The following is a 21,812-nucleotide window of genomic DNA, read 5'->3' as shown; positions in this document are numbered from 1 at the left end:
GTATCTCATATGGGATGGAGGCGATTGGAATGAGTAACGATACACTCATCCAGCTGCTGGTGCTCATGGTGACGATCATCGGTCTGGTCCAAAACCGGTAAGTGGCAGGTTCCAGAAGGCGGGAGAATTGCCGTAGGCAATCTTCCGTTTTTTTCTGTGTTAAAAAGCTCGCAGATTAAGGAAGCTTACGGTACAATAGATGCTAGGCTACAGGTGACAAGACACCTGAATATACGTCTACATACGATATATTTTTAAGGGAGAGCGAATCATGAGTGACTTAACTTCATTACCACCAGCCAAAAAAAGAAAATTGCTGTTCAGCGCAGGGCTTAGCTGGCTGTTTGATGCTATGGATGTGGGGCTGCTTTCATTTATAGTCGCAGCGTTGGCAAAGGAGTGGCATCTGGGATCTGAGCAAATTGGACTGCTGACTGCAATGAATTCGATAGGAATGGTGTTCGGAGCCGCTTTGGCGGGGATTTTGGCTGATCGTTACGGCAGACGCGCCATATTAGTGTGGACATTGTTGATCTTTTCTATTGCCAGCGGCTTATCAGCTTTGGCGACAGGCCTCGGAATGCTGCTGGTGCTGCGTTTTATTGCTGGTGCAGGCTTGGGCGGGGAATTGCCGGTTGCTTCGACGCTGGTGTCAGAATCAGTGCCTGTGAAAGAACGAGGGAGAGCGGTTGTGCTGCTGGAAAGCTTCTGGGCGGCAGGCTGGATCCTTTCGGCTCTTATTGCTTATTTTGTTATTCCAAAGTATGGTTGGCAAATGGCATTTATTCTCGGCGCAGTACCTGCGCTGTACGCTCTTTATCTGCGTAGAGCTATTGATGATTCACCGCGTTACAAGCTGCAAAGCGTTAAACTTCCGCTGCGTGCACGATTGGCTTCGATTTGGTCGGGACCTAATCGCAAGTCTACGCTGATGCTGTGGATTTTATGGTTCACAGTTGTATTTTCATACTACGGCATGTTCCTGTGGCTACCGAGCATTATGTTTATGAAAGGTTTCGAACTGGTTAAAAGCTTTGAGTATGTGCTGATCATGACGCTTGCCCAACTCCCAGGTTACTTTACCGCCGCCTATCTAATTGAAAAGCTGGGCCGCAAATTCGTACTGATCATCTACTTGCTGCTCACAGCCGTGTCTGCCATTTGGTTTGGCACCTCGGAAACGGCGGGAATGCTGCTAGCTGCTGGTATCTGCTTGTCCTTTTTTAATCTCGGTGCATGGGGAGCCATGTACGCCTATACACCAGAATTGTACCCGACATCCGTACGTTCAACCGGTGTGGGTATGGCGGCTGCGTTTGGTCGTATTGGAGGCGTTATCGGGCCTTTTGCAGTCGGTATACTCGTAGGACAGGGCGTAGCGTTACCATCTATCTTTGTGATTTTCTTCGTAGCTATCTTGATCGGAGCAGCGGCTGTATGGTTGCTGGGTACGGAAACCAAAAATCAGGAGATTGACTAACCTTTACATTCACCTGTGTGAAGATTCATAATATAAGAGAGAGGAGTGACCTGAAATGGAGCATACCTTTCTGCTCAAGGCAGACTGGAACGGGGGGCGCAACAGTGACGGTCGTATTGAGGCTGGACAGTTGCGGACTGCAATTTCGATCCCGGCCGAGATGGGAGGCCCTGGTGTGGGCACCAATCCAGATGAAATGCTGCTCGGTGCCGCCGCTACCTGCTATTTGATTACTTTGGCGGCGATGATGGAGCGCGCGAGTCTCCCGGTGGCGTCACTGGCGCTGGAATCCGAAGGGATTGTCGATGTAACGAACAATATTTTTACATATCGCCGAATTGTGCATCGTCCGCAGGTTCAATTGGCCGCCGATGCGACAGAATCGCAGATCGAACAAGCATTGCGACTGGCAGAGCAGGCAGAAACCTCATGCATGATCTCGCGTGCTGTAGCGGGAAATGTGACGTTGTCCACAGAGCCCGTGGTGGAGCGCGTCTCTTAAAGCGATATCTGTAACAGGAGCAATCATTCTAATTGCCCATCATTTTTTTAATCCAAGGAGGACACAACCATGACAGCGCAACAAAAATTGCTCGTATTCGCAGGCTCTTACGCCGAATTGGAAGGTAACGGAGTTTATTCGTATACTTTTAATGAACAGACAGGAGCACTTACACTACAGGATGAGTTCTCCGGCTTGAAAAATCCTACATTCCTGAATGTGGACGTCAAAAATCGGAAGCTGTATTCCATTGGGGAGACGACTTCTGCTGCAGGAGCAAAAGTAGGCGAAGCTTCTGCTTTCGAAATTGATCCAGTTAAAGGAACATTTACATTGCTGAATCGTGCGGAAAACGTGGGTGCAACAACTTGCCACATTCAGCGTGATCCATCTGATCGTTACCTTATTGTAGTCAGCTACCACGGAGGTATGGTGGGACTGGTGTCTCTGACTGAGGACGGACGTATTGGTGAGTTGCTGGATGTTAAACAGCACGAGGGCAAAGGAGCGCACCCTGAACGTCAGGATCGTCCACATCCACATTCCAGTTTCTTTAGTCCAGATGGTCGCTTCCTGTTCGTACAAGATCTCGGTCTGGATCTGGTCCGTGTTTATACCATTGATGACAGCAAAGGACAACTGGTGCTCCATGGTGAAACGAAAACCCATGCAGGTGCAGGTCCACGTCATTTGACGTTCCACCCAAATGGTAAATTTGCTTTTGTCATTAACGAAGTGGATTCTTCCATTACTTCTTTTGCATATGATGCAGAGGCTGGTAAGCTCACTGAGCTTGAGAGCGTACCGACATTGCCGTCTGACTTTACAGGTGAAAACACAACTGCTGAAGTTGCAATTTCGGAGGATGGAGCTTATCTGTACGGTTCCAACCGTGGGCATGACAGCATTGTGGTATACGCTGTAGACGGAGCAACTGGCAAGCTGAGCTTGGTGGAGCATGTATCTGCCGAAGGAGAGCATCCACGCCATTTTGCATTGACTCCAAATGGTAACCATATGCTCGTGGCCAACCGCGACACCAATAACATCGTTACGTTCAAAGTGGACAAGGCAAGTGGACGCTTGACCTACACCGGGCAACAAGTAACCGTGTCCAAGCCAGTATGCGTACAGCCTTTTTACTTTTCTGTATAAAAATTAGGAAAACATTAGGGGGAACTAAGTAACGGTATGCGACTTGTGACCACTACGAGAACGGATCATTCTTCCGATCGCTGTTGCCCCCAGATTTCTTGTTTGTATGTTCAAGGGTAGAAATCCAGGGGCAAAGGCGAACGCTCCGCTGCTTTAATGCTTTGACAGCCATTGAATATGTATATGTTGATGGTACTAATAGATTAACCAAGCATAGAAAAATTGTTAGTGAAAACGGCTCGTAGGATAACCTACAGCCGTTTTTATTTTAGGGCTTAGTCATTTCTAAAGAAGTCACTAACTACGAAAATAAACTAAAATTTTAAGGTTACAAATAAGATACGAATAATATCGGTAGGAAAAGGGTACATATGTTATAAGCGGGACAAGAAGCCCTCAAGCACTCCGATAATGTAAATCTAGGACAAGCATTGTGAGTTCCATATAAGAGGTAGAGGCTTTAAATAAAAGTATTATATTTGACCTACCATCTGTTCGCGTAGTGGGCCACACAAATCGACAGCGTTGGATTGCATGTATTTCTACAGGAGGAGGAATTCTCATGAAAATTATCATTACACAAAAGGAAGCCGTCGACAAAGGAATATGGACAGAGATCATGGGGATGTTTGCTGTAACCAAAGAGGACGAAGTATGGCAAAATGAGGAGTTTATTCTCACCGAAGAACAGGCACGTCAGGTCGGGTTATTAAGATAGCAAAGATAAATAGGACATGTTATCAAGTTTTAAGACCAAGTCTTAAAAAATCGTAACTTCTTTTTTATGTATCTGATACACTTTTTAACCGTGCAACGTTTATGATAAGTACACAAGGGTAATGAAGCTTACAGACACCGTGTACATACCCAAACGGCAAGGAGAGATCAGACATGATGAAACTAGCTTCGAAATGGACCGTATTGGCTTTAATGATGATGCTGATTACGACGGCAGGAGCAACAGCGCAAGGCTACACGCCTGTCGCAGCTGCTGAAAATCAGGAGACCGTATATATAAACCAAATGGAGATTCGTGACGGACAAATTTATTTGTCGGCAGACCCGATTGAATGGTATGAAGGCGCGGCGGCAGACAAAGCATTTGTGGAGCATGAAGGAAATACAGGATTGGATGGAGCGCCGGATGGCTACTACATCGTAAACAATTCCGTGCAAAATGACGTGTATCAGGTTGCACCAGATGCTTCGGTAGAGGTGCAGATTTATGATCACACGGGTAACATAGAAGATACAGACGTACAATGGAACGAATCGATTCCGCTGACACAGTTTGAGAAGGATTTTGCAAAAAAGGACGTTCTGGACCTCAGTCAATTTCCATACCATGTTACGCTTCGTGACGGTAAAGTTGTAAAAATCGTGCAGCAATTCATTCCTTAAAATAGAAGTAATCGTAATCTCATATCACAAACACGTGCTTCACTTGATTACAGATCAGGGGAGCACGTGTTTTTATATTTTATAACAAAAAAGAGGATATCCAGCCCATATAGGGCGCGGATATCCTCTTCCCTTCATAATATATGATTAGAACGATTTTGCTGTGTCTACTGCACGTTGTACAGCAGAAGCAACGATTTCTTGTGCTTGATCTGGAGCTTGGTTATGTCCTTCCAGTACAACCTTCACGATGTCTTTCACGCCGAAGAAGGTTAAAATGTTACTCATGAAGTTCAAGGACATTTCAGCTGCAGCAGCTGGTCCTTCGGAATAAACGCCGCCTCTTGCATTCAACAGGGCTACTTTAGTTTCAGTTACAAGACCCACAGGACCCTCAGCAGTGTATTTGAATGTTTTACCAGCTTGGTTCAGGTAGTCAATGTACGTATGCAGTACAGCTGGAATCGTCATGTTCCAGAGCGGGAAAGCAAATACGACTTTGTCTGCTGCCAGGAATTGATCCAGGTAGCCATTAGCGATGTTTGCCAGGCGAGCTTCTTCTGCGTTCAGCTCCATGCCTCTAGCGGATTTGAACGTGCCGTTGATCATGTTAGCGTTCAAATAAGGAAGCTCGACGGAGAACAGGTCCAGCTCAGTGATTTCATCAGATGGGTGGGAAGATTTGTAGCTTTCCACGAATGCGTTATACAATTTAACTGTTGCAGATTCTTCAGCTGTACGATCATTAGCTTTGACAAATAATACTTTAGACATAATTTATTTCCCCCTAAGTAAGTTGAATAAGTAAGTTAAGTTAGTAAGTTACCATGTAATATTACAATATAAAGATAATATCTGTCAACGCTTTTATATTAAATTTACTTTGAAAAGCTACTTTATTTTTTACACTGTAAAATTCAAGTGTTTCTTTTGCAAAATATCAGTTTTGCGGTAAAATTTAAATGTAAAGTCTAATGAAGAGAATAGTTTAAGTAGGCGAAGAAGGAAATGAACATGGTGCCAGCAAGATTTGGCACCATAGTTGAATGAAAAAAGGTGAGTAGCTTGAAGATAGGTTTTTTTGATTCAGGATTGGGTGGAATTACAGTATTGTCCGAGGCACTAAGACGTTTGCCAAACGAAAATTTTGTATACATGGCGGATACCCTTCATGTGCCTTACGGGACGAAAACTCCCCAAGAGGTGCTTGGTTATGTCAAGGCTTCAGTGCAAACGATTCTAAAAGAAGATGTTAAGGCACTGGTGATTGCCTGCAATACGGCTACAAGTATCGCGGTTGCGGAGCTAAGGAAGGAATATCCTATTCCGATTATTGGTATGGAGCCAGCTGTGAAGCCAGCGGTCGAGATGAACCGGGCTAATGGTAAAAGAGTTCTGGTGTTAGCCACACCATTGACGTTGAAACAATCTTGTTATGCGGCACTCGTATCCAGAGTTGACGATCATGGGAGCGTGGACTCACTACCTCTGCCGGAGCTAGTACATTATTGCGAACAGTTGAATTTTGACCGGGCAGAAATGTCCGCATATTTTAACCGTGAGTTGTCTTCGTTCAATCTCGACATATATGGTACGGTGGTATTGGGATGTACTCATTATCCTTTTTATAAGGAAATTCTAAGGGAACTACTGCCTTCTCATATTCAGTTAATTGACGGGAGCCAGGGAACAGTTAGACGGTTGAAACAGGTGTTGTCTGAGCGTAATTTGCTGGAACCTTCGCCAAAATCCAGTCCATCGCAGGCGGGACACATTACATTTCTATGTTCTAGTCAGGATGAGGCCTATGTGCGTAAGATGGAGCGGGCGCTTGAAATCTATACGGAGCATGAAAAGATTTATTTTTAAAAGAAGAGCGGCTGGCTAACGTGTGGGATTATCTTAATGAAATTATCCAAAAAATCGCCAGCCGCATTGTGGATCAGACGCACGGAGGGAGGCGTGAAATGGACGTTCAACTAATCCTGAATGAGCTTTATGCAGCAGGCGTGCTTGAAGGCCATATGCAAAATCTCAAACCGCTGACCGGCGGTACTTCGAGCGAAGTGGTTGTTGTCATGGATGGTACCAGGCCTCGATATGTGATTAAGCAAAATGATCATGCGATTGTAAAAGCCGAGGCGGAGTTTTTACATACCTATGTACAGATTGAGAAACTATCGCGTTTGGTTTATGTAGATCCGTTGCACCGTTATTTGGTATACACGTTCAGGTCAGGGCTCACACAGTATCATGGACGAAACAAAAGCAATTTGTTGCTTCATCTGGCGACGGAGGTGATCTCGCACTATAAGCCTTTTGGTGAGGAACGTCATTATGGTTATCCGGACCACCCGTTTGTGGAATGGAAAGATTTTCTGCTGCACAGAACGAAGGAATCTGGAAAGATCATACAAGACATTTTACCCCGTGAGGATCATCGTTTCGTTCATACCCTTGTGGCTGGATCGCCGCAACGGAATATTAAATATTTGCTTCATGGCGACTGTGGAGTACATAATTTTGTGTTTAACGAAAATGGCACATTGACGGGTATTATTGATCCTGATCCCGTGGTGGGAGAACCCCTATATGATCTGATATACGCCTTTTGTTCTTCACCGGATAGGCTGACCATCGATACCATTTTGCCTTCCTTAGAGAAGCTTGAGCCGGAGATGACAGGGGAATACGAGCTAAACAGGGAAGTGTTACTGGGACTATATTTTCGTATAGCCACCTGCATTCGTCATCATCCGGAAGATCTCGATCAATATACAGAAGCGTGGGCCTATTGGCTGAACAGGATTCGCTGTAAGGAAGAGGGATAAAAGCATACAAGGAAGGATCATATTTTCTTTTCGGTACATCAAAAAACTTGATTTTTAACCCAATGCAGATAGATGCAAGCACAGAAATAATACTCCACTCCAGGTAATCAGGTGTGTTCCCATCTGTGATAGAAACCATGCGCCTAAGGTGGTGCCAATCGTGACACCTAAATTTGCAAAGGAGACAAACAAGCTATTAGCAAATTCAGGTGCTTCTGAGGCCTCCGAAGTTAACCAAGTTTGACTTACAATCAGGCCGCCGGTAAAAAAAGCCCCCCATATAATTATTATTATAATCATGGGAATGTAGTAAGCTCTTTTGGGAAAAACTTTGCAAGAGAACGTTTCCATTATTCAGCGTCGGAGCTGACAAAATCCATCCTAGCCGGTGAAGCACTTCCAGCAACCGCGTAGGAACATGCAAAGATTAGGATACCCCATGTTTTACACTGCTGTCCCGAATTTCTAACTGATGCGATATGGACCAGTGGACAGCCGCCAATTCCTCTCCTTTAATAAGCTTAATGAGATTGCGGGCGGCGACCATGCCCAGTTCGGATGCTGAATATCGGACAGTTGACAATTTAGGCCGGATTATTGTAGCCATATCAATGTCGTCAAATCCCAAGAAAGAGACCTGTTCAGGTATTTTCACCCCATTCTCGGTCAGAAAGTTCATAGCGCCTATGGCAATTCGGTCCGTCGCGCAGAACACCGCACTGGGCAATGGGCCTGAATGATAAAGTTTTCTCATAGAGGTTACGCCGTCTTCAACTGAAAAGCCGCTTTCCAACACACGTTCAGGACGTACTGGCAGGTGAGCGGCCTTCAATGCCTGTTCATAGCCCAAAAAACGCTGACTGCCCACTGAAATATCTCCCGCAGCTCCCCGCAGCATCGCGATATCCTGATGTCCCTGCTGAATTAGATAAGTTACCGCTTCAAAAGCAGCCGTTATGTTGTCAACATGTACGGAAGGAATGGATTTGTCTCGAAAATCCCGTCCGACAAGGATGCAGGGAATTCCCGCCGCTTCAATGAGCGCGTATAGCGCATCCCGGATTCCGTCTACCGATATGATAATTCCGCTCGCCTGCATTTCACGGAACATATTGTAATAGTGTATTTCAGAGTCCGCGTCCCCCCCTGACAAGGCGATTATGACATCGAAACCGTATAGATGCGCTACTTGATTGATGCCTTCAACCATGTTATCAAAGACGTTGTTTTTAATCTCGGGCAGAAGTACTCCAATCAGAGATGTATTATTCTTTACCAGTGTCCGTGCTATGGCATTTGGACGGAATTGAGTGGCTTCAAGGACATCTAGAACTCGTTTGCGTATTTCACTGTTCACCGTCTGGCTGTTATTGATCACTCTGGAAACCGTTGAAATGGAGACGTTGGCCATTCGAGCCACATCTTTTATAGTCATTTTCATTGTACACACCGACTTTCAAGCAAGTATTTATTTAGAAAAAGGTTCTCAAAGTGAATTGAATTTATTATATCAGTTTATTGAATTGTTTATTGAGTTTAACAAAGATTCCAGGGCAAAGAAAGCGCTTGACCTTGGTTTATAGGGAGAGTATAATCAACTCCGGAAAACGTTTTCTAGCATTTTCTGGACATAAATGATTGTTTTTACCAAATAACTAGCTGAATTCAAGGTATTTCGGCTTGTTTTTTGATTATCAAGAAAACGTTTTCCTTATGGCTTGGAATTGTAGAGAATAACAAGGGAAAAGGAGCATGAGCATGAGAAGTTCGAGCGATATTGTTGTAATGGGAAATGAGGCTTCAAAGCAAACCGGTTCAAATATTTCGCTAAAAGAAAAGATGGGTTATGGATTCGGTGATTTTGCCAGCCAGTTGCTGTTTGCCGCCGCAATGACTTTTCTGTCCTACTTTTACACAGATGTAATCGGGATCAGCGCCGGGGTCATTGGTACTTTAATGCTAGTTGCGCGTGTACTGGATGCGTTTATTGATGTCGCGATTGGGGCTTTGATCGATAAAACGAAGAGCAGACACGGGAAGGCCCGTCCTTGGTTACTGTGGATGTCCGGGCCATTTGCGTTGTCTGGAGTTCTCTTGTTCACGGTTCCAAGTGGAAATATGACGATCACTATTCTATACATTTACGTTACCTATCTGTTGATGAACATTATCTATTCCAGCATTAATGTCCCTTATGGTGTGCTTAATTCCATGATAACGCAGGATTCTTACCAGCGTTCTCTGCTTAATATTTTTCGTATGTCTCTAGCGAATATTGGTGCCTTGCTAATTAATTATTTCACCCTCCCGTTAGTGAAGTCGTTCGGCGGCGGTCAAAAGGGGTGGATTTTCACCTTTATTCTGTTTGGTTTGCTCGGAACCTTCTTATTTCTCGTTACCTTCTTCAGTACCAAGGAAAGGGTTACTCCATCTGTTGTACAGAAGCCAATTCCGTTTGGACGTGCTTTTGGAGCGCTGATGCGTAATAAGTATTGGAAATTGATTCTTGGGTTTGCTGTGGTCTATTTCATAAATAACTCACTGGGCACAGGTATGAATATTTACTACGCACGTTATGTGTTAAAAGACGCCAATCTGATTGGGGTGCTCGGCATATCCTTACTCCTTCCTTCCCTGCTTGGTTATTTGTTATTGCCTCCCGTCGTCAAGCGGATCGGGAAACGAAATTCATCCATTATCGGAAGTATCCTCCTGATTGTGGGATCGCTTGTTATTGCCGTCAGTCCCGCAAGTCTTATGGCGGTCTGCCTGGGACTCGTTATTAAAGCGCTTGGACATGCCGCTATTCTCGGAACCTTCTTTGCTATGTTGTCAGATACCATTGAGTATGGCGAATGGAAGACAGGGATGCGCACCGAAGGACTGGTGTACAGTGCGGGTAGTTTCGGCACAAAAGCGGGAGGCGGTTTCGGAGCGGCACTCATCGGTTGGGGACTGGCATTGGGAGGATATGCTGGTGGACAAGCTACAATCAGTGCCACAGCGCTAGCGTCTATTCATTTCATGTTTATCTACGTTCCAATTATCTTGGCTGCCCTGCAAATTTTTTTTCTGGCATTTTACAACCTAGATAAATTATTTCCGGGTATTGTCAAAGAGCTTGAATTCTTAAAAAACGCTTAAATAAGGAGAGGAAAGCAAAGGGAGAAGAAATGGTGGAAAGAAGCCGTATTCAAACCATTATCCACTAAAATTTTTCCTGAATTCTTTGCTTCCTTTTCAGTTTCTATTCTTTGAATCTCATATTTATCAGAACTATAAGGTAGGTCAACTAAGGTTATGAAGCTCAATGATCTGAGAAGCCCCTACCTGTAGGCTTAGGAAACGTTAGCTGAATAAAAGAGCGGTAGTCTAGAATTTTAACTATGAAAACCGACGATGTTTTTTTCTTGACCAGTTTAAAAAAAGGACTATAACATCAATCTTGATGATGTTATAGTCTTTTTTTTGATAAGAAATTATTATTTTAACGAGGTCTACCTGAACGAAAACCACAAGAAGGACGTTCTGCAGTGGACAATCGAATCATGTTGAATACCACACTTATCAAGCTGAGAGCTTTCAATGTCACCATTTTGCCCGGACGAGAACGGAATGAACAGGACAAAAGGTCGGTCTATTTTACAGATCCAGACGGACATAAGTATGAATTCCACACAGGACAATTGCAGGACCGCCTGGAATATTATAAAATGAAAAAGCATATGACTTTTTTTGAATGAGTAATTGTTATCGATATAAATGATATAAGTAATAAGTAGGTAATAATTGGGTTCGCATTTAGGAGGAATACGGAAGAATGTCACTGTCTCAGGAAAACGCTTCCAAGCAAGCGCAAGCCGTTAAAACGATGACGGTTTTTGCAATCACTTGGCCGATCTTTATAGAGATGTTGTTTCATATTTTGATGGGTAGCGTGGATACGTTCATGCTCAGCCATGTTTCTGATGAGGTTGTATCGGCTGTGGGTGTATCCAGACAGTTAATTGAATTTACGATTATACTGTTCAATCTGCTTGGTCTTGGTGTAGGTGTGATCATTGCTCAGCTATTGGGGGCGCAAAAGCATGTGGATGCAAGCCGTGTTACGGCTTCGGCACTAACCTTTAATCTGGTGTTTGGTCTGGCGCTGAGTTTGATGTTTATTGTGAGCCGGGATTTTTTGCTATCCTTTTACCATATTACCCCGACGATTAAGGAAAATGCAGAGATTTATATGATGCTGGCAGGGGGTTCGCTATTTCTGGAAGCGCTCATGCTAACCGCAGGTCCGGTTATTCGATCGCATGGTTTTACCAAAGATACGATGATCGTGGGCATTGGTATGAATATTTTACATATTGTAGGAAATGCATTGCTCATTTATGGCTGGTTTGGTCTGCCGCAGATGGGAGTGGCGGGAGCAGCGATTTCAACGGTTATTAGCCGTGCTGTTGCATGTGTCTGGATTTTTCTATTGCTGTACAAGCGTGTAAGTGCGCCGATTCGCATACGGTATTATGTACAGCTCCAATGGAGTAAGCTGGTAGCCATCCTGAAGATTGGTATTCCGGCCGGGCTGGAATGGTTGTCCTATCAGCTTAGTCAAATGATGGTGACCCGATTTGTCAGCTTTATGGGTACAACGGCGATTGCAACTCATTTTTATACGAATACGATTGTATACTTTTTTATGGTATTTGGAATGGCCGTAGGTGAGGGGACAGAGATTATTGTTGCCCGCCTGATTGGAGCAGGAGACAAGGAAAAGGCGTATCATCAACTTTTACGAAGCCTGAAATGGTCTTTGGTCATTACAATTTTGGTGATCGTAGCAGTATCCTTTTTCCGATATGAAGTGATGGCGATCTTTACGGATGAGCCAGCAATTATTCAATTGGGGGCAGCAATTTTGCTGTTCTGTATATTGCTGGAGCCGGGCCGTGTATTCAACCACGTGGTCATTAACTCCTTGCGAGCAGCGGGAGATGTTCAGTTCCCGTTAATGATGGCCATTATTTCAATGTGGGGGATAAAAATCCCATTAGCATATGTGCTGGGCATTCATTTGGGATATGGTGTGCTGGGTGTGTGGATTGCACATGCCTGCGATGAGTGGGTACGAGGTATTTTTCACTATTTACGCTGGAAAGGTCGGAAGTGGCAGCACAAGTCGCTGTTATCTAAGGCTGAGCTTCAGGCGGAACCAGTCTAAGGCTGAAAGAAGAGATTCTACAACAGACATTCTCCAAGCGAATTGGGGAATGTCTCTTTTTTTACAAAAATAAGCAAAACGGGGATGTTAAAACTTTTCAAAAATTGCTAGAATATAGTAACCTCGAATGTAGTAGAGGTTTTCAAAGTTTCAGAGTTTCAAAGACGGATGGTTTCCGATTGAATCCATGAAGGAGGGAATAGGATGGAACGTAAAGTGCATATCATTCCTTACCAAGTGATCAAGCAGGAGCAACAAGTGAATGAAATACCGCGAGGTGTAGAGCTGATTCAGGCTCCTGCGGTATGGAACCAGACTCGAGGCCGAGGCGTGAAGGTGGCGGTGCTGGACACGGGCTGTGATTCGGACCATCCTGATTTGAAGGCGCGCATTATTGGCGGCCGGAATTTCACGGATGATGATGAAGGTGATCCGGAAATTTTCAAGGATTACAACGGTCACGGTACACATGTGGCAGGTACCATTGCGGCAGCAGAAAATGCGGATGGTGTCGTGGGTGTTGCTCCAGAGGCAGACCTGCTCATCATCAAAGTGCTAAACAAGCAGGGCTCCGGTCAATATGACTGGATTATTCAAGGCATCTATTATGCGATTGAGCAAAAGGCGGATATCATATCGATGTCACTTGGCGGTCCTGAGGATGTGCCAGAGCTTCATGAAGCAGTAAAAAAGGCTGTATCTAGCCAAATCTTAGTCATCTGTGCAGCTGGAAATGAGGGAGACGGTGACGACAGAACGGACGAGCTCGGCTACCCCGGCTGCTATAATGAAGTGATTAGCGTAGGCGCTATCAATTTTGACAGGCACGCCTCAGAATTTAGTAATTCTAATAATGAGGTGGATTTGGTTGCACCGGGAGAAGATATTTTGTCCACCGCTCCGGGCGGCAAATATGCGACCTTTAGCGGAACTTCGATGGCTACTCCGCACGTAGCAGGTGCATTGGCGTTGATTAAGCAGCTGGCGAATGCGAGTTTTGAACGTGATCTCACCGAACCGGAATTATACGCACAACTCATCAAACGCACGATTCCACTTGGCAATTCTCCTAAGCTGGAGGGCAACGGTCTACTGTACTTGACGGCAGTGGATGAGCTCTCACGTATTTTCGACGCACAACGTGTAGCGGGAATACTAACTGCAGGATCATTGAAGGTTAAATAAACCATAACTTCGGATATAGAGCGGCTCTCCTGTAGGGAGAGTCGTTTTTTTTGGATTTCAAGTCTTAGGAAAAACTTCATTTACATTGCATTTAAATGTCGGGTAACATATATCTCAAAGATAGGCATGATTCAGAAGTGGAGGATTAATATGAAAGATATCATGGCGCAAGCTGGCGAGCTTAGACGAACAGGGCAAGCAGTGGAAGCGCGAAAGCTTCTTTTGAAGGCATTAGAACAGCAACAAAATGATGCAGAACTGTGGTATCAGACAGCTTGGACGCATGATTCATTGGGCTTAGAGAGGGAAGCGGTCTCTTTTTATGAAAAAAGTCTAGGTATGACGTTGTCCGCAGAATCAAGAAAAGGAGCCATCCTGGGATTAGGCAGTACATATCGTGTATTGGGGGAGTATGCCAAGGCGAAAGAATGGTTAGAAATAGGGATGGACGAATTTTCGGACTACAGACCGTTTCGGGTATTTTACGCGATGGTATTATATAATCTGGGGGAATACGGGAAAGCCATGCAGGAGCTGCTAACGGAGGTGGCTGAGACGACCTCAGATTTATCTACACAGGAGTACTCACGCGCCATTCAATATTATGCAGATAAACTGGATCAGATCGAGGCATAGGTGGACCGGAGTGAGAGCATAAGCAGTAACGTGTATATACGCTCGTACATAAAAAGATCACAGTCAGAGAGCAGTAATTCTCTTCCTTGACTGTGATCTTTTGCTGTTTATTGTTTGGTTATAGGGTCCGTAACTTGATGAGTTAAATAGCTGCGATTACTGCGCTCCCTCGGTAACGGCGATTTCCTTCTCCAGGTTTTCTCTGGACAGGTTGGCCTTCAGGTAATCCGGGGTATCGGGCAGGACCAGGTGCAGATTGGATTTTTGACAAATGCGGATGGTGCACTTTTCGACGATAAAATCAAAGACATGCCCACCCCCAGTACGTTCATCGTTAATAAAATGGAGATGAAATCCGGCTACCCCAATACCTTGAGCATAGGCAGGTGTCCAAAAACCTGTAATCACCCCAGAAGCGTCGTTAAAAGAGAACGTAGGCTGAGATTTGGTCGCTTCGATAAAAGGTTTGTAAGGCTTCACCTGGTGAGGGACGGTACGTGTCTTTACTTCACGGAAAGTGCCATCCATACGGAAGGCATAGAACAGATTACGGCTTGGAAACAACTTTAACAGCAGAGCTTCCAGCTCTTCGCGATGCATGGGGCGGTCAATAGTATATGTGAAATCTTCTTGAAAAAAGGTGACGGTGGAAAAAGGTGTGGTTTCTTCCGGTTTTACGCGATGGGCCGTACCGTCTGGAAGCAAGTGATAGAATTCACCATCGAACGCGATCATCTCGCCATTCAGTTGATCAAAGGTACCAATCCCAAAATCCCCGTGCTTTTGCAACTCCTCAAAGGCAACAACTCCGTCATAAAGACCATCTAATAGAGCGAGCATAGTGGACGTTTGGTAAATATCATGATCAGTTTCTTGCTTGGTTTCCAGTCCTGCAACGGTCATGGTAATACACTTCCTTTTGTAATTGTATGCATTTATTTTCTTTCTTTTTCAATAATAAACGTAAAGTTTCAGTAAATAACGCGAATAACTCAAAAAAATCATAAAAAATAACGTTTTGCTCCATAATTGTCACGAAACCGTCACGAGTGAGTCTTGGTAAAGGTTAGTTTAATTGATTTGGCAGCAGTTTACGTCCCAACTGGATATTATCTTGATAATTAATCGGGATATCAACGACCACAGGACCATCCGTATGAAGTGCCTGCTGCAATACGCTTTCCAGTTCTTCAGGAGAGTGCACGCGTAATCCGGTGGCCCCGAAGCTTTCCGCATATTTCACAACATCGACATCTCCAAATTTTACACCAGATGTTCTGCCGTATTTAATCTGTTGTTGAAATGCAACCATGTCATAGGTACCATCTCTCCATACGATATGCACTAGCGGAGAGTTAAGACGTACAGCGGTTTCGAGCTCCATGGATGAAAACAGAAATCCTCCGTCTCCAGAAATAGAAACGACTTTTTGACCGGGGTTGACGAGTGTGGCAGCAATCCCCCAAGGCAGTGCTACGCCCAACGTCTGCATTCCGTTACTGAATAGAAGGCGCCGTGGTTCATACGAACGGAAATATCGTGCCATCCAAATGTAGTGTGAACCAACATCACAGGTGACAGTGACATTATCGTCGATCAGGCTGCGCAGTGTACGAATAAATTGTAATGGATGAATCAGATAATCATGACTGTGTACAGGAACAGCTTCTTGCTCGTTCAGATCATGACGAAGACGATTTAATTGGTCACAGGAGGCTTTAGGTAGCTTCAAGGTAGGCAATTCTTCTGCAAGGCCACTCACAATCAGGGCTATATTCCCGATAAGCTCGTGATCAGGTTGATAATCATGATCAATATCTGCTTGATGATCATCCAGATGAATAAGGGTTCGGTTCGCAGGAATGTTCCAGTTTTTTGGATCATATTCAATAGGATCATAGCCAATCGTCAGTACCAGATCTGCCGCTCCAAGAAGCATGTCACCCGGCTGATTATGGAACAGACCGACTCTCCCAAAATAGTGGCTTTCCAGCTCCCGGGAAATGGCTCCAGCGGCCTGAAAGGTTTCAACCACAGGCAAATCCGTGTTTCGAATCAGTGCACGGATGGCTGCTGTAGCTTCGGGTGTGCTGGCTTTCATGCCGAGAAGAAGTACGGGCAGCTTGGCTTTTTTGATTTGGCCTGCAACTTGTTTGATGAGCTCGGCGGGTGCGGTTCCAAGCTGGGGAAGGGAAACCTTCTCAATGGCGGTTACTTCGGATGACGAAGTCAACACGTCCTGCGGCAGACTGACAAATGTGGCTCCAGGCTGGGCTGAGGTCGCAATCCGAAATGCATTAGTAATTGCTTCCGGTACACTATCGGGATGTTCTACTTCTACACTGTACTTGGTGATGGGTTCGAATAGTCCGGCGTTATCCATAGATTGATGCGTGCGTTTCAGGCGTTCTGATCTTGGGACTGCACCTGCAATGGCGACGACAGGATCACTCTCTGCATTAGCGGTGACAAGTCCTGTCGCCAAGTTAGACGCGCCTGGACCGGAAGTAACAATGCATACGCCCGGTTTACCGGTTAAACGACCGACCGCTGCTGCCATAAAGGCGGCATTTTGTTCATGACGGCATATGATCAATTCTGGACCCCGATCTTGAAGAACATCAAAAACAGAATCGATCTTGGCACCTGGAATGCCAAAAATATGCGTAACCCCTTGCTTGATCAAACAATCGACAACAAGGTCGGCTCCTTTTGTATCGGATTTGGTTTTAGTTTTAGTTTGAACAGCTTGAACTTTGGTACTCAATGCTACCACCTCTTCTTTTCATCTTTGAAATAAACCAATGAAATACTTTCAATGTAAAACAATGGATGTATATTACAATTATAATGCAATAACTGGTATTTTCAAGAAAGAAATTTTCTGAAAAAAAGAGAAAAATACATAAAACGTTTTCAAAGTTTGATTTGTCGGGGAAAATTAAAAATTGTAGAATTTTCTTTTGGTATCAGCCATCGGAAAAATATAGAACAAATCTGCTCCAAATGGCAGTAGGCCATTTTTTTATCCGCTCACATGATAAAAATCACTTTCGTCAACAAAGGATAGCGGTTACAATGTAATTGTTGTTAACGTAAACATTAAATTTAAAGTGAAGTAACCCGGCTTGAAATGATGTACAGGTATCGTATTATAGCTATATTATCTTGTCTAATCACGAGACCTGCTATGTGGTGGAGAATGCTATTATTGAAAAACGAGTACAGTACAAGCATTTTTGTTAACGTTAACAATTTATTAAGAAACACGATTATAGAAGGGATGAGAAAGTAATGACTAAAGCGTTTTTAGACGAAAACTTTTTGTTGAGCAATCCAACGGCTGAAATCTTGTATCATCAATACGCCAAGGATATGCCGATTATTGACTATCATTGTCATTTAAGTCCACAAGAAATTTATGAAAATAAAGCGTTCAAGAATATTACGGAAGCTTGGTTGTACGGAGATCATTACAAGTGGAGACTTATGCGGGCCAATGGGGTTGAGGAACGCCTGATTACGGGGGATGGCGAAGATTATGACAAGTTTTTGGCATGGGCCAAAACCGTACCTACACTAATCGGCAATCCGTTGTACCATTGGACGCATTTGGAGCTTCAACGCTTTTTTGGTGTCTATGAGCTGCTGAATGAACAGAGCGCACCCGTGATCTGGAAAAAGGTAAACCAAAAGCTGCAGGGAAAGGGCTTTGGCGCACGTGATCTCATTGTAAACTCGAAGGTAACTGTGGTGTGCACCACAGATGACCCGACAGACCATCTCGAATACCACAAACAAATCAGCAAGCTGACTGATTTCCCAGTGGCAGTGCTACCAAGCTTCCGTCCCGACAAGGCTTTGGAAATTAATCGCGAAACTTTCCAGCCTTGGGTGGCTCGGTTGGGTGAAGTCAGCGGACTGGATGTTTCTGGCCTGGAAGGATTTTTGAATGCGTTGGCGAGCCGAGTGCGCCATTTCCATGCGGCCGGAGGCCGAGTATCTGATCATGCGCTGGATACTGTAGTCTATGAAGAAACGACACGGGAGGAAGCCGCAGCCATATTCAATAAGGCGCTGGAGGAAGGCCATGTGACTCCTTTGGAGGAGGCGAAATATAAATCGTACGTTCTGGTTTTCCTTGGCAAACAGTATGCAGAACATGGCTGGGCTATGCAATACCACATCCACGCGCTGCGTAATAACAACACTGCTATGTTCCGTCAATTGGGACCGGATACAGGCTACGATGCCGTAAATGATGGCTCTATCGCTCGTCCATTGGCGGCATTGCTGGACGCACAGGAGCTGGCAGGAGGATTACCGAGAACCATTTTGTATTCGCTTAATTCGGTTGATTATCCAGTACTGGCAAGTCTCGCGGGTTGTTTCCAATCTGGTGGAAATGTGGGGAAAATCCAGTTTGGCACGGCATGGTGGTATAACGACCATATCGAAGGTATGCAGGAGCAGATGAAGCTGCTGGCTAACTACGGGGTGCTGTCCCGCTTTATTGGTATGCTGACGGATTCCCGCAGCTTTCTCTCCTACACACGCCATGAATATTTCCGCCGTATACTCTGTGACTTAATTGGAACGTGGGTTCAGGAGGGTAAGGCGCCTGAGGATCTGGAACTGCTCGGAGCCATGGTACAAAACATTTGCTACAACAACGCCGAGCAATATTTTAATTTCCCAACGGTTGTTCATAGTAAGTGAAGTTATTGCCTAGGTGAGAACTCACTAACTTCATAAAAAATGGCTCTTACCGGGAGCTTGTTTCAAAACTCCCGGTAAGAGCAATTAAAAATAAAATAGTTATCAACTGAGGATTTTGCAAAATCCAGAACTAATTTTGTGAAATTAATTACAAACAAAGAGGAGTGTGTAGGTATGGGAGTGCCTATCGTGCAGGAGAACGTCCAAACTGACAACAAGACAGGCGAGCATATTAGCCTGAAAGAAAAGATTTCGTATGGTATGGGTGACTTTGGAAACGGATTCATGTTTGATTTGGGGCAGTTGTATTTGCTGAAATTTTTTACAGATGTAGCAGGGGTTTCTGCAGGAGCCGCCGCAGGCATTTTCTTGGTCAGCAAGCTATTTGCCGCCGTCTGTGATCCCATTGTCGGGTCCTTTGTTGATTATCGCAAACATATCGGTACACGTGGAAAATTTAGACCTTTTCTTATTGTTGGAAGCGTTATCCTTGCAATTCTTACGGTTCTAACCTTTATATCGCCGAATATTTCACCCACAGGAAAACTCATTTACGCCTATGCGTCCTATATGATCTGGGGGATCGGCTACTCTATTGTAAACATTCCATACGGCTCGCTAGGTGCCGCTATTACACAGGATACTCATCAGCGTGCTTCATTGTCATCTTTCCGTCAGGCGGGATCGCTGGGCGCATTATTCGTCACCAGTGTCGTTGTCATGCCGCTTATTTTACTATTTCCTAACCACCATGTTGGCTATCCGGTTGTGATGGGGATTATGTCACTCATTGGTGTGATCGCTTTCATCATATGTTACCGAGGAACGAAAGAACGTATTATTAGCCAGTCCGGGCCAAAAGAGAAGCTATCTATAGGCGTTATTGTGCATACTTTTACGAATAACAAGCCTTTGCTGGTGCTCGTTTTGATGACGATTTTCACTATATCCGCGTACAATATTAAGTCCGCTCTGCTGATCTATTTTGCCGAATATAACTTGGGGCATGTAGAGTTAATGGCTTATATGAATTTTATTATTATCGGTTCGTCGCTACTGGGTGTATTGTTCCTGCCCAAGCTGGTACGGCGTTTCGGTAAACGAAAAACAGCCATACTGGGGATGCTGGTTAGTGTCATTGCCGACTCCATTAACTTTTTTATGCCTTCAAATGTATACATTTTCACAATCCTGGCCAGTATTTCGTTCATTGGTATTAGTATTCCTAACGGGGTGACCTGGGCATTCGTGTCCGATATTATTGATTATGGCGAATGGTCATCCGGGGAGCGTAAGGAAGGGATTACTTACTCGTTATTTAACTTTTCACGTAAGTTGGCTCAATCCTTGTCTGGCTTTCTATCGGGTATTGGACTAGCGCTCATCGGGTATGTTCCGAATGTGGTTCAGTCCTCTGGAACCCTGCTTGGGATCAAAGCATTACTTTGTCTCTATCCGGCTGTTGCCCTGGCTTTGGCCATGCTGGTCATCGGTAAAATGTACAAGCTGACGGACAGCAGACATGCAGAAATGGTTCAAGAATTACAGCGTCGACATGCGGACAACCGCGTATAATTTGTGAAAGTCTTCTTTTCCGGGCGGCTCCTGTGGTATGGTGGGTATATAATTTTTTTAGAGCCTCACTAAGGAAAGGATACGTATATGGCAGCTACCATTAAAGACATTGCCAAATTGGCTAATGTTTCCCATACAACCGTCTCCCGGGCGCTCAATAACAGCCCGCTGATTAAAGAAGATACGAAACGCAAAATTATGGAGTTGGCAGAGCAACTCAATTACATTCCAAATTTTAATGCCAAAAGCCTAGTTCTCCAGCGCTCGCATACGATTGGCCTGTTTTTCACCAGTATTTCAGAAGGCACAAGCTCCAGTTTTTTTGCCGATACCATCCGCGGTGTTAATCATGTCATTGGGGTAGATTACAATCTGTTTGTGCGAGGAATTGACGATTACGCTGATTTTTCGGCCATACACCGCAAACGTTTTGATGGTATCATTCTGATGAGCCAGAGCGAGGCGGACAACCCTTTTATTTATCATGTGCTCGGTCAAGGCATTCCGCTTGTTGTTCTGAATCGGCAGGTGTCCGGGGCGGGGATTGTAAACGTGATTTCTAATGATAAAGAAGGGTCCTATGAAGCGGTCTCCTTTCTCGTTGAAAGTGGGCATGAACGCATTGCGATCATCGAAGGGGTAGAAGGCTTCAAGTCTACCCAGCAACGCCGCGAGGGTTTTATGAATGCGTTGATTGATAGTGGTAAGCCCATTCGACATGAATATATCGTGCAAGGTCATTATGATACTGAAAGTGGTAGCCAGGCAATGAAGCAATTGCTTTCCTTGCAGGAGCCGCCGACAGCGGTATTTTGCTCTAACGATGATATGGCTATTGGGGCAATGAATGCGGTATTCGAAAACGGCTTGAAGGTACCAGAGGATATCTCTGTCATTGGTTTTGACGATATCGGGTTCTCAATGTATACGACTCCACCGTTAACAACAGTCAAAAGACCGATTGAGCAGATTAGCGAGCGCGGAGCCGCCTGCATTCTGGAACGAATTCAGTCACCGTCCAATGAGGGCGAGCTTATATTTATGGAGACCGCGCTCATGAAGCGGAAATCAACGGCAGGCAGACCACACTAAGTTTCGTTTGATTAACAGGTA

At 44.7% G+C, this 21,812-nt stretch carries 18 protein-coding genes and 1 pseudogene; 15 read left to right on the top strand and 4 right to left on the bottom strand.

The window, feature by feature from the left end; all coding sequences use genetic code 11:
- The first annotated feature begins 271 nt into the window (after positions 1–271).
- From G9G53_RS10405 to G9G53_RS10385, 5 genes are all read left to right on the top strand, one after another.
- Entirely contained in the window at positions 272–1,480 is a 1,209-nt protein-coding gene (locus tag G9G53_RS10405) for an MFS transporter (protein ID WP_165147410.1), read from the top strand.
- 55 nt (positions 1,481–1,535) lie between these two features.
- Complete coding sequence (locus G9G53_RS10400; RefSeq protein WP_165147407.1) at positions 1,536–1,982, top strand: OsmC family protein; 447 nt, start codon at positions 1,536–1,538, stop codon at positions 1,980–1,982.
- 69 nt (positions 1,983–2,051) lie between these two features.
- The gene (locus G9G53_RS10395) at positions 2,052–3,137 is read left to right on the top strand and encodes a lactonase family protein (RefSeq protein WP_165147404.1); all 1,086 of its coding nucleotides are present in this window, start codon (positions 2,052–2,054) and stop codon (positions 3,135–3,137) included.
- Between the two features lie 562 nt (positions 3,138–3,699).
- Positions 3,700–3,855: a hypothetical protein gene (locus tag G9G53_RS10390; RefSeq protein ID WP_023988309.1), complete on the top strand. Its 156-nt coding sequence runs from the start codon at positions 3,700–3,702 to the stop codon at positions 3,853–3,855.
- Between the two features lie 173 nt (positions 3,856–4,028).
- Positions 4,029–4,538: a hypothetical protein gene (locus tag G9G53_RS10385; protein ID WP_029519055.1), complete on the top strand. Its 510-nt coding sequence runs from the start codon at positions 4,029–4,031 to the stop codon at positions 4,536–4,538.
- A 147-nt stretch (positions 4,539–4,685) separates the two neighbouring features.
- Here G9G53_RS10385 and G9G53_RS10380 read toward each other — a convergent pair whose 3' ends face one another.
- Positions 4,686–5,312, bottom strand: coding sequence for an FMN-dependent NADH-azoreductase (locus G9G53_RS10380; protein ID WP_029519056.1), 627 nt, complete (start codon positions 5,310–5,312; stop codon positions 4,686–4,688).
- A gap of 291 nt (positions 5,313–5,603) precedes the next feature.
- On the opposite strand from G9G53_RS10380, the gene murI reads away from it, so the two are divergent.
- The gene (gene murI / locus G9G53_RS10375; protein ID WP_029519057.1) at positions 5,604–6,407 is read left to right on the top strand and encodes a glutamate racemase; all 804 of its coding nucleotides are present in this window, start codon (positions 5,604–5,606) and stop codon (positions 6,405–6,407) included.
- Between the two features lie 98 nt (positions 6,408–6,505).
- On the top strand, positions 6,506–7,369 hold the full coding sequence (locus tag G9G53_RS10370) for an aminoglycoside phosphotransferase family protein (RefSeq protein ID WP_165147401.1): 864 nt from the start codon (positions 6,506–6,508) through the stop codon (positions 7,367–7,369).
- 427 nt (positions 7,370–7,796) lie between these two features.
- Here the strand turns inward: G9G53_RS10370 and G9G53_RS10365 are convergent, their stop codons facing one another.
- Entirely contained in the window at positions 7,797–8,810 is a 1,014-nt protein-coding gene (locus tag G9G53_RS10365; protein ID WP_165147398.1) for a LacI family DNA-binding transcriptional regulator, read from the bottom strand.
- A 317-nt stretch (positions 8,811–9,127) separates the two neighbouring features.
- Here G9G53_RS10365 and G9G53_RS10360 point away from each other — a divergent pair, with 317 nt between their 5' ends.
- From G9G53_RS10360 to G9G53_RS10340, 5 genes and pseudogenes are all read left to right on the top strand, one after another.
- Positions 9,128–10,513 carry an MFS transporter gene (locus G9G53_RS10360; RefSeq protein WP_165147395.1) on the top strand — a complete coding sequence of 462 codons (1,386 nt, stop codon included), beginning with the start codon at positions 9,128–9,130 and terminating at the stop codon, positions 10,511–10,513.
- A 440-nt stretch (positions 10,514–10,953) separates the two neighbouring features.
- Positions 10,954–11,112, top strand: a pseudogene (locus tag G9G53_RS10355) (metallothiol transferase FosB); the annotation flags it as partial.
- Between the two features lie 77 nt (positions 11,113–11,189).
- Positions 11,190–12,584, top strand: a complete 1,395-nt coding sequence (locus G9G53_RS10350) for an MATE family efflux transporter (protein ID WP_165147392.1) — start codon at positions 11,190–11,192, stop codon at positions 12,582–12,584.
- Positions 12,585–12,788: 204 nt separating this feature from the next.
- The gene (locus G9G53_RS10345) at positions 12,789–13,769 is read left to right on the top strand and encodes a S8 family peptidase (protein ID WP_165147389.1); all 981 of its coding nucleotides are present in this window, start codon (positions 12,789–12,791) and stop codon (positions 13,767–13,769) included.
- A gap of 150 nt (positions 13,770–13,919) precedes the next feature.
- Positions 13,920–14,405, top strand: a complete 486-nt coding sequence (locus G9G53_RS10340; RefSeq protein WP_165147386.1) for a tetratricopeptide repeat protein — start codon at positions 13,920–13,922, stop codon at positions 14,403–14,405.
- 156 nt (positions 14,406–14,561) lie between these two features.
- Here G9G53_RS10340 and budA read toward each other — a convergent pair whose 3' ends face one another.
- Together budA and alsS are read right to left on the bottom strand one after the other, a co-directional pair.
- The gene (gene budA / locus G9G53_RS10335) at positions 14,562–15,308 is read right to left on the bottom strand and encodes an acetolactate decarboxylase (protein WP_165147383.1); all 747 of its coding nucleotides are present in this window, start codon (positions 15,306–15,308) and stop codon (positions 14,562–14,564) included.
- A gap of 163 nt (positions 15,309–15,471) precedes the next feature.
- On the bottom strand, positions 15,472–17,181 hold the full coding sequence (gene alsS, locus G9G53_RS10330; protein WP_029519073.1) for an acetolactate synthase AlsS: 1,710 nt from the start codon (positions 17,179–17,181) through the stop codon (positions 15,472–15,474).
- 518 nt (positions 17,182–17,699) lie between these two features.
- Between alsS and uxaC the strand changes: the two genes are divergently transcribed.
- The 3 genes from uxaC (at position 17,700) to G9G53_RS10315 (ending at position 21,791) form a co-directional block, all read left to right on the top strand.
- A complete protein-coding gene (gene uxaC, locus G9G53_RS10325) occupies positions 17,700–19,124 on the top strand; it encodes a glucuronate isomerase (protein WP_165147380.1) in 1,425 nt (474 codons plus the stop codon).
- Between the two features lie 174 nt (positions 19,125–19,298).
- Positions 19,299–20,699, top strand: a complete 1,401-nt coding sequence (locus tag G9G53_RS10320) for an MFS transporter (RefSeq protein ID WP_029519077.1) — start codon at positions 19,299–19,301, stop codon at positions 20,697–20,699.
- A gap of 87 nt (positions 20,700–20,786) precedes the next feature.
- The gene (locus G9G53_RS10315; protein ID WP_029519078.1) at positions 20,787–21,791 is read left to right on the top strand and encodes a LacI family DNA-binding transcriptional regulator; all 1,005 of its coding nucleotides are present in this window, start codon (positions 20,787–20,789) and stop codon (positions 21,789–21,791) included.
- Positions 21,792–21,812: the final 21 nt, after the last annotated feature.

Origin of the sequence: Paenibacillus sp. EKM206P (assembly GCF_011066155.1) — a bacterium.
Lineage (GTDB): Bacteria > Bacillota > Bacilli > Paenibacillales > Paenibacillaceae > Paenibacillus > Paenibacillus polymyxa_D.
The sequence above is the reverse complement of the archived record's forward strand: the minus strand, read 5'-3'. Positions and strand labels throughout refer to the sequence as shown.